The organism is Dehalococcoidia bacterium (assembly GCA_022451965.1).
Classification (GTDB): Bacteria; Chloroflexota; Dehalococcoidia; order Lucifugimonadales; family Lucifugimonadaceae; genus TMED-70.
Map to the genome: position 1 here is coordinate 240,918 of JAKUNJ010000003.1, position 9,506 is coordinate 250,423.

General features: G+C 32.8%; 11 protein-coding genes. 6 read left to right on the forward strand and 5 right to left on the reverse strand.

The window, feature by feature from the left end; all coding sequences use genetic code 11:
* A complete protein-coding gene (locus tag MK083_01870; GenBank protein MCH2673202.1) occupies positions 1-210 on the forward strand; it encodes a hypothetical protein in 210 nt (69 codons plus the stop codon).
* A 1-nt stretch (position 211) separates the two neighbouring features.
* Here the strand turns inward: MK083_01870 and MK083_01875 are convergent, their stop codons facing one another.
* Positions 212-529 (reverse strand): hypothetical protein, encoded by a 318-nt coding sequence (locus MK083_01875; GenBank protein ID MCH2673203.1) that lies wholly within the window; start codon positions 527-529, stop codon positions 212-214.
* Positions 530-651: 122 nt separating this feature from the next.
* Here MK083_01875 and MK083_01880 point away from each other — a divergent pair, with 122 nt between their 5' ends.
* The 3 genes from MK083_01880 to MK083_01890 are packed head-to-tail and all read left to right on the forward strand — an operon-like array spanning position 652 to position 3,490.
* Positions 652-1,761 (forward strand): NAD(P) transhydrogenase subunit alpha, encoded by a 1,110-nt coding sequence (locus tag MK083_01880; GenBank protein ID MCH2673204.1) that lies wholly within the window; start codon positions 652-654, stop codon positions 1,759-1,761.
* Between the two features lies 1 nt (position 1,762).
* The gene (locus tag MK083_01885) at positions 1,763-2,044 is read left to right on the forward strand and encodes an NAD(P) transhydrogenase subunit alpha (GenBank protein MCH2673205.1); all 282 of its coding nucleotides are present in this window, start codon (positions 1,763-1,765) and stop codon (positions 2,042-2,044) included.
* 21 nt (positions 2,045-2,065) lie between these two features.
* Positions 2,066-3,490 (forward strand): NAD(P)(+) transhydrogenase (Re/Si-specific) subunit beta, encoded by a 1,425-nt coding sequence (locus MK083_01890; GenBank protein MCH2673206.1) that lies wholly within the window; start codon positions 2,066-2,068, stop codon positions 3,488-3,490.
* Here the strand turns inward: MK083_01890 and MK083_01895 are convergent.
* The 4 genes from MK083_01895 to MK083_01910 all read right to left on the reverse strand — a co-directional run bounded on the left by MK083_01895 (position 3,434) and on the right by MK083_01910 (position 6,832).
* The gene (locus MK083_01895) at positions 3,434-3,610 is read right to left on the reverse strand and encodes a ribosomal protein L32 (protein ID MCH2673207.1); all 177 of its coding nucleotides are present in this window, start codon (positions 3,608-3,610) and stop codon (positions 3,434-3,436) included. The genes MK083_01890 and MK083_01895 overlap by 57 nt on opposite strands.
* 73 nt (positions 3,611-3,683) lie before the next feature.
* Entirely contained in the window at positions 3,684-4,940 is a 1,257-nt protein-coding gene (locus MK083_01900; GenBank protein ID MCH2673208.1) for an MFS transporter, read from the reverse strand.
* Positions 4,940-5,695 (reverse strand): aldolase/citrate lyase family protein, encoded by a 756-nt coding sequence (locus tag MK083_01905; GenBank protein ID MCH2673209.1) that lies wholly within the window; start codon positions 5,693-5,695, stop codon positions 4,940-4,942. The genes MK083_01900 and MK083_01905 overlap by 1 nt, the downstream gene beginning before the upstream one ends.
* 9 nt (positions 5,696-5,704) lie before the next feature.
* Positions 5,705-6,832, reverse strand: a complete 1,128-nt coding sequence (locus MK083_01910; protein MCH2673210.1) for a mandelate racemase/muconate lactonizing enzyme family protein — start codon at positions 6,830-6,832, stop codon at positions 5,705-5,707.
* Positions 6,833-7,005: 173 nt separating this feature from the next.
* Between MK083_01910 and MK083_01915 the strand changes: the two genes are divergently transcribed.
* Entirely contained in the window at positions 7,006-8,652 is a 1,647-nt protein-coding gene (locus MK083_01915; protein ID MCH2673211.1) for a thiamine pyrophosphate-binding protein, read from the forward strand.
* Between the two features lie 52 nt (positions 8,653-8,704).
* On the forward strand, positions 8,705-9,506 hold an 802-nt coding region (locus MK083_01920; protein ID MCH2673212.1), incomplete at its 3' end, for a hypothetical protein.

Consider the following 9,506-nt stretch of genomic DNA (forward strand, 5'->3'; position numbering starts at 1 on the left):
ATGCTTGAAAAAGAAAATCTAGATGATTTATCAGTAATGCAACTCACTGAACTTGCAGAAAAAGTTTGGCAAGAAATTTCTATTCTTTATGATGAGGATGAATCTGATGAAAATGATGAGAAAATAGAAGAAATGACTAATTATTTCAATGACATAAAAAGAATTATCAGAGATTTACATTCAGACGAGAAATATCCTAGAGGTGGATAACCTAATCTAGAATAGTCCAAAACTCTATCCAGTTTGTAGGACCATTACTGTTATCCAAAAGAGGTCTATATTTAGATCCCAATTCATAAATTTCTTTTGGAATTTCATTCCCTTCTCTAGTAGGATTATCAAATATTTCAGCAGTCCATTCCAAATAAACTCTATTAGGTTCACCTGGGGTAGTTCCATTATTAAAATATACCCTTGTCTCACTTCTCTGGCCTAAAGAAGTATAAAGATCTGCTTGTTCTTTTACTAGCTTAGCAACATTAACTGCTTCATAAGGCTTAGTCTTATAAGTCCTTCTTATCAAATACATAGTTATCCCTTAAACAAATTTTAGTTGATAAACAGTATAGTAAAATTTTTGTACTCATATAGTATTAAAATATTACAAATTATTAAGATTTAATAATAAATTTATTTCTTTTTGGATTAATCATGACAAACCAGATAATTTTAGGTGTAAAAAAGGAAGATGATCCCTCAGAAAATAGAGTATCAATTGTTCCAAAAGATGTTAAGTCAATTGTAGATCTTGGTATTGAAGTTTTTGTAGAAAAAGATGCTGGTATCAAGGCTGGGTATTCTAATGAAAATTATGAAGAATATGGAGCTAATATAACTCAATCTTTACCTAAAAATATAAACATAATAACATCCTTAAATGCTTTCTACGATACTAATTCAAATTTTATAGAAAATACCATATTGATTAGCCTAACAGATATTAGAACTAATCCTGAAATAAAAAAAATATGTGAAAGTAAAAAACTATCTTTATTTGCTATGGAATTTGTTCCAAGAATTGCAAGAGCTCAAAAACTTGATGCATTGTCTTCTCAAGCCTCAATAGCAGGATACAGAGCTGGCCTAATAGTAGCCACATCATTAAAAAAATATCTTCCTTTGATGATGACTGCAGCAGGAACTATACCACCGGCATCAATACTAGTACTGGGAGCAGGTGTAGCAGGTCTTCAGGCTATTGCGACAACGAAAAGACTTGGAGCAGATGTTACAGGTTATGATATTAGGCTTGCAGCAGGAGAGCAAATAGAATCTTTAGGAGCAAAATTTATATCTGATGAAACCCCTGCAGATTCTGAAACTACTGGAGGATATGCAAAAGAACAATCTAAGGATAATCAAAAAAATCAATTAGAATACTTAAAAGAATATATCTTGAAATCAGATGCAGTAATTACAACGGCTGCAATTCCCGGTAGAAAAGCTCCAATTTTGATAGAAAAATCTACCGTAGAAGAAATGAAATATGGAAGTGTAATTGTTGACTTAGCAGCTTCTACAGGAGGTAATTGTGAGTCGACAGAGCTCGATAAAGAAATTGAAGTATTAGGAACAAAAGTAATTGGTCCAAGTAATTTATCATCTGATATGGCTTTTGATGCTTCTATAGTTTATTCAAAAAATCTTTTAGGACTTTTAGAAATCATAATTATAGAAAAAGAAATAAATATAAATTTTGAGGATGAAATCATAGATGCAATGATGGTTTATCAAAATGGTAAAAGTAGATTAGAGGAATAAATTGGAATTAGTATCTCTCATAATAATTTTTGTTTTAGCGCTTTTTATTGGATATGAAATTATAACTAAGGTTCCACCAACATTACACACTCCACTTATGTCTGGATCTAATGCAATTTCTGGAGTAGTTATTGTTGGTGCAATAATTATTGCTTCTAATACTCACAGTACTCTTGCAACCATTTTTTCTGTGATTGGAATTATACTTGCTACAGTAAATGTTGTAGGTGGATTTTTAGTTACTGATAGGATGCTTGCTATGTTCAAAAAGAGTAAGAAATAAATGGAGATTTAATTGATAGATATATCGTCAAATATTGAAAATATTCTTTATCTTTTATCGGCTGCTTTATTCATTTTAGGAATAAAGAGACTTGCTTCACCTGCTACCGCTAGGAACGGTAATAGACTTTCATCTATAGCAATGCTAATTGCAATAGTTGTAACTGTTCTAAAATATACAGATACTAACATCGAATGGATAATATTAGGTCTTATAATTGGATCAATTATTGGACTCACTCTTTCTAGATATGTACAGATGACAGCAATGCCCCAACTTGTTGCTGTATTTAATGCTTTTGGAGGTGCAGCTAGTGCAATTGTAGCAATGTATGAACTAATATACGGTGAAGGTTCAAATTCAGCTATTTTTACAATAGCTTCAGTAGCTTTTGCATCAATTATTGGATCAGTTACTCTAACTGGATCATTTATAGCATTTGGTAAGCTACAAGAATTGATTACTACAAGACCCCTACTTTTGCCCTTAAGAAATATGATAAATATTATTTTACTTATATCTATCTTAGTTTTATCTGTACTTTTATGTATCCCGGAAACATATGATGTAAATTATTTATATATCATTGCAGGACTCTCACTAATCTTTGGAGTTTTAATAGTTATACCAATTGGTGGAGCTGATATGCCTGTCGTTGTTGCACTATTAAATTCATACTCAGGAATTGCCGGGGCAGGGGCAGGATTTGTACTTGGAAATCCAGTTTTGATAATATCAGGATCTTTAGTAGGAGCTTCAGGCTTAATATTAACTAGAATAATGACTAAGGCTATGAACAGATCATTGCTAAATGTAATGTTGGGTGGATTTGGAGTAGAAGAAGGTTCCTCTGCAATTGGAGAAGAAGAAACTAGGCCAGTTACATCTTTGACTAGTGAAGATGCTGCAATGATTCTATCTTATGCTGAAAGTGTAATTATTGTTCCAGGTTATGGATTAGCGGTAGCTCAGGCTCAACATCAAATTAATGAATTATCAAACCTTCTTAAGGATAAAAATGTTTCGATAAAATATGCAATACATCCTGTTGCAGGAAGAATGCCTGGTCATATGAATGTGCTTTTAGCAGAAGCAAATGTACCATATGATGAGCTAAAAGATTTAGATGAAATAAACTCAGAATTTGAAAGAACAGATGTAGCTGTAGTAGTAGGTGCTAATGATGTTACAAATCCTAATGCCAGAACAGATACGAGCTCTCCTATTTATGGAATGCCCATATTAAATGTAGATAAAGCAAAATCAGTAATTGTTCTTAAAAGATCAATGGCTTCAGGTTTCTCAGGAGTTCAAAACGAACTTTTTTTCTTAGATAAAACTAATATGCTATTTGGTGATGCTAAGGATTCTATAGAGGGCATGATAAGACTAAGATCCAGTGGGTTCTGTAGATTCTTCAGTTGCTTTCTCAGTCTGACCACCTAAACCTAGAGCCTCTTGTTTGAGCTGTATGTATCTGTGACCATTTATATTTGAAAGACCTTTGTGAGATCTTTTATTACCTCTTCTTGCTCTTGTATGTTTCTTTTTGGGTAAAGCAGTCAATTTCTTACTTTCTGATTATAACTAAAACAATATTATAATTTATAAATTTTATTTTTGAGTATCAAAAATACTACTAAATTTCGTATGTTTTAAGTTTTTTTGATAATTTTCCAATATAAAGGAATGTAACAGATGATATAAAAAATATAACTGCACCTGCATATAAAACTATTTCATAGGAATTTGTTACATCATAAATATAACCTGCAGAAACTGGTGTAACCACAAGAGCTGCGTTATAAAATGGCCCTAATAAACCTCTTATAACACCATAGTTTTTTCTTCCAAATAAGTCCCCCACTAATGACCAATTCAATCCTGATCCAGCTTCTGATCCAACCAATAACAATAAAGAAAGTAATAAAAAAACTGAATTGCTAGAAATATTTACCAATATAAGAGATAATCCTGATGCCGAATAACATATGGTCAATACTTTAGGTCTACCAATTTTATCACTAAGCCTTCCCATAATTAATATAACTGGTACACCTACAAGTGCTAAGAAACCAACATACCAAGCTGCTTCAGTAGCTGATATACCTTTCCAGACAAGTATAGGAATCATATGGACAAAAATTGCTCCGTGTATTGAAAGTCTTAGGGTTGTAGCAATAGTCAAAAACCAAAATGCAGATGTTCTTAAGGCTTCCTTCCATGAATATCCTGAAACATAATAAGATAATTCGTCTTCTGATTTTTCTTCAGATTTCTTAAACTTTTCTCCATCTGGAAGCAATCCCATGGATTCTGGAGTCCTTCTATAAATAAGTCCTAATGGAGTTATAAAAACAAGCAAAAATATTCCTAAAATAAGAACTGCATTTTGCCATCCCCAGGTATATACAATATAAGAAAAAGTTGGAACTAAAATAGCCGACCCTAGTCTAAAAGAAGCTGAGTTTATACTCATAACCAAGCCTCTTTTCTTAATGAACCAATTATTCAAAGCAACAAAAGCGGTCTGCATAAAACTAGTTGTAGCTCCGATTGATACAATAACCACATAAATTAATAGAAATTGTATAAAATTTTCTGTTCTTGAAAGTAATATGTATCCTATACCAGCCATTGCTGTACCTATAATTGCCAAAGGTCTTGGTCCAAATTTATCCATCAACCATCCAGTAATAGGACCAAGTAATCCATTTTCTGCTCTTGCCAAAGCGAATAGCAAGGATGTTTGAGCAGATGATATTCCAAAAGTTTGAGAGATAGGAATAAATAAAACTGTAAAACCTTGCCAATGGATACTGCCTCCAAGGCCATTTTGAAGAGCAGCACTTATTACAATCCACCACCCAAAAAAAATATTCTTAGGTTTTTTCATTATCCAAATGGAAGATTCTTATCAAGAGTTCCATCCATAGATTCAACTTCCATTAAAATAGTTGCTCCCATATCAAAATATCTATTTCTCAGAGTCCTATCATATGATCTTATGCAAAGTTGCTTTCCATTTTCTTTCGAAAGTTTTACCGCATGCTCTATGGCAGTATCATCAGTTTTAGCAAATGGGTGCTCAGGATGAGCTGCTCTGTCAATACTTAAGTCAGCAGGTCCCCATGAAAAACAATCTACTCCATCCAAAGAAAAATTAGGAATATTATTAATTGCGTTTAGGGTTTCAATTTGAATCATTAATACGCCAGTTTTATTCCACCAAGCAGGGTAAGTATGCTGATTTACTTCATTCAAACCTTCTGGAGGCCTTCCTGCTCCACCCCAACTTCTTATACCTTCAGGTCTATAATAAAAATAATCTCTTGCTTCTCTAACTAAGTCTAATTCTTCAGATTGAGGAACTTCAATAATAGTAGGGCCATGATCTAAAAGATTTCCAATCATGTAAGCATTTCTTCTATGATCCATTCTGTAGTGAATGGGTTTATCTAATTCATGAGCAGCTTCACAAATTCTTAATAAATAATCTTCATTTGTTGGTGAGTGCTGACCATCTACTGAAATAAAATCATAATCATAATAATCTAAAAGCTTTTCAATATCTTCTTTTCCAGCACCATACATAATAGCTCCACCAATTACTTGTTCACCAGCAGAAATCATTTTTTTAAGATCTTTCATTTAATACTCCTATATTTTTATAACTTTATTTAATTCTTCTTCATCATATTCTAAACCTAAACCTGGTTTATCAGATAAAATTATTTTCCCATTCTCTGGAACTATGGGTTCCTTAAAAAGTTTTGCCACATTTTCTACAGGACCTGTAAATTCTTCAGAAAATTCATGCGGTCTAACTGCATTGGTAACAGTTGAGTAAGCATGAAGACTTCCAATTAAGTTCAATCCGGCTTGAGGACAATGAGGCATTATAATTTTATTCCTTGTCATCGCCATTTCATAAACTTTTACTAAACCAGTTATACCTCCAATATTTAATATATCAGGCTGCAAAATATCTGGATTAGCTATATCCATAAGATCCCTAAATCTATATGGATTGGGTTCTTGTTCACCAGTAGATACTGAGCATTCTAAAGCATCAACAACTTGTCTAAGTCCTTGATAATCATATTCAGGAAGAGGTTCTTCAAAATGAGCAATACCTAAATCTTGAAATTTTTTACCTTGTTCAATCGCTGTAGGAACTGAATATCCACAATTTGCATCAAAACTGAGATCTATATCATCTGGTAGGAATTCTCTACATTTTTTAAATAAACTAAAATCTTTTTTAGGATCTGAGTCTTGTCTAAAAGATCTCCAATCCATTCTTATCTTAAAGGCCTTATAACCTTTTTCATAACCTAACTTAACATCTTCTAACATTTCTTCTGGGCTTTTTCTCCATCCACTTCCTCTACTCCAATACAAAGGAATTTCAGTTCTTGCAGCTCCACCAAGAAGTTGATATACAGGTAAACCAGCTGCTTTTCCTGCTAAATCCCATAGTGCAACATCAACAGTACCAACAACTTGAGGTAAAACTTTAGTAGCTAAGCCAGGCCCAGTACCATGAGTTAACATTTCCCAAATAATTTTAGGATCTCTTGGATCAATTCCTATTAGTAAAGGTTTTATAACTTCATCTAAATATGCTTTATAAAGATTATAATTTCTTCCTCCTTCAGAAAGTCCATATACACCTTCATCTGTATCGATTCTTAATATTACTTTTGAATTCCCACCTACAAATTGCTGAGCATCTTGAGTATTTGCACCTTCAATTAGATTAATTTTGATGTCTGTTATTTTCATTTTTCCCTCCAAAATTTAGATATATATACTTGCTACTCCTAATAATCGATTAAATCAATCATAAATTATCAAATATTTGATAATTACATATCTAAGTATTTTTTTTATGGATAATAAATAAAATAGATATAAACTAAAAAACAGTAAAAATATGAAATATGAAGAGGAATATTATGAGAATGACGGGTAAAAAAGCTCTTATGGAATGTCTGAAGGCTGAAGGTATAACAAATGTTTATGGCAATCCTGGAACTAGTGAAGGCCCAATAATGGAGGAAATTGTTAATCATAAAGAGCTAAAATACTTACTTTCTCTTCAAGAAGGAGTAGCTACAGGAATGGCTGAAGCAGATGCTAGGGTAAATAACAAAGCATCTTTCTTGAGCTTGCATATTGATTCGGGTCTTGTAAATGGGTTTAGTCTAATGAATGATGCATACACGACTAGTACCCCTATGGTGGTAACATCTGCTACTTATGATGTAAGAAACCTTAGAAATAGAGATCTAGTAGAATTAGCAAGACCTTTTACTAAGTGGAGTACTGAGGTTACGCTTCCTGACCAAGTTCCGATGGTAATGAGAAAAGCTTTTCTTGAAGCAAATACTCATCCTAAGGGCCCTGTTTTTGTAGCTTTTTCGTCCAATGCTTTAGATGGAGTTGCGGATATGGAGATATTTCCTTCTACTTCTCCTGTTTATGGAGGGCTAGAAAAAAAAGTTATCAAAGAAATTAATGAAATGATAAATAATGCAGATAAACCAGTGCTAGTTGTTGGTGATAGAGTATCGGAAGATAATGCTCTTGAAGAAGCAGTAAAATTTGCTGAAAAAGTTGGTCTACCTGTGTTTATCGAAGGATCAAATATTCCGTTTCCTACAAATCATGATCAAATGATAGGCTTTCATTCTATTAGAAACCAAAATCAAAGAGCAATTTTAGATGAATCAGATCTTATATTAAGTATTGGAGCAGATCTATTTTCTGACTGGTTTTATGAGGGAGATGTATTAATTCAAAAACATACAAAACTTATCTATCTAGATTCTAAACCAGATTCACAAGGTAACAGACAGCCATCAGATATTACTGGTATAGGAAATTTAAAAGAAATATTAAATCAAATAAATAGCAGCCTTGAAGAATCTTTTAAGCTTAATCATGAGGAAGTAAAAAATAGAATTATTTCAGTTAAGAAAATCAAAGACGAAAATGAGGAAATTTACCAAGAAAATGCTAAAAAAAATTGGGATAATAAACTTATGAGTCCAGATAGAGCAATGTTCGAATTATCTAAAGCAATACCAAAAGATACTCTAATAATAAATGATGGAATAAGTCATAGAGGATCAATTATGCAGTACTTAAAATTTAGTAAATCTGATGAAATGATTTCTGGAAGAGGAGGAGCAATTGGTTGGGGAATTGGAGCAACCTTAGGTGCAAAATGTGCATCTGTTGATAAAAATGTTATTGGTATAATCGGTGATGGATCAGCAATGATGACAGTTCAGGGATATTGGACAGCTGCTAACGATAATATACCTTGTGTATTTATAATTTTGAATAATCAATCATACAGGATCCTAAAGGTAAATATTGATTATTACAGAGAATCTATAAGAAAAGAGGAAGAAAAATCAGGATTATACCCCTACATGGATTTCCCACTAGTCTTAAACCATACCGAAATAGCAAAATCTATGGGTGTTGAAGCTGTTAGAGTAACTAATCCTTTAGAAATTAAGAGTGAATTAACTAAAGCAATTGATTCAAAAAAACCAAGACTAATTGAATTAATGATTGATGGAAACTTATGATAATGATAAAAATAGGAATAGGAATTAAAATCTTAAAATTTGGAGATATATTATGAACGGTTTTGAACTGATTGCAAAAACTCTTAAAGCTGAAGGAGTAGAATGGATAGCTTGTTATCCTAGTAACCCCTTAATAGAAGCGGCTGCTAAAGAAGATATTCGAATAGTTGCATTTAGGCATGAGCGAGGTGCATTAATGGCTGCTGACGGTTATTCAAGAACAAATGATAGGAAAAAATTTGGAGTTTTCGTAATGCAAGATGCTGCTGGTGCTGAAAACTCAATGGGAGCATTAAGCCAAGCTTATGCTGATAATATACCTGTTCTTGTCATGCCAGCAGGTTATCCAATGAGTAGCATTCAAACAAAACCTAATTTTTGGGCAAGTAAAATGTACGAACCTATGTCGAAATATGCTGAATCAATATTAAAAGTAGAAGATATTCCAACTATTATGAGAAGAGCTTTTCACCATCTTAGAAATGGAAAGCCAGGTCCAGTAGTTGTAGAAATGACTAAAGATGTTTGTGGAAATGAAGTTCCAGAAGGAATTGCAAACTCATACCACTCGCCTAAAAGATATACATATAGACCTACTGTAGAGGCTATTCAAGATGCCGCAAATTTGATCCATGACTCTAAAAACTTAATGATTTGGGCAGGACAAGGCGTTCTAATGGCTGAAGCAACTAATGAACTTAAAGAGTTAGCAGAGCTTCTTTCTGTTCCTGTTTATACAAGTATGCCAGGTAAATCTGCTTTTGATGAAAGGCACGAATTATCAATAGGTGCTGGATCCCAGACAACAACATTAGCTGCAAAGGAATTTTTACAAAGTTGTGATACTATTCTTG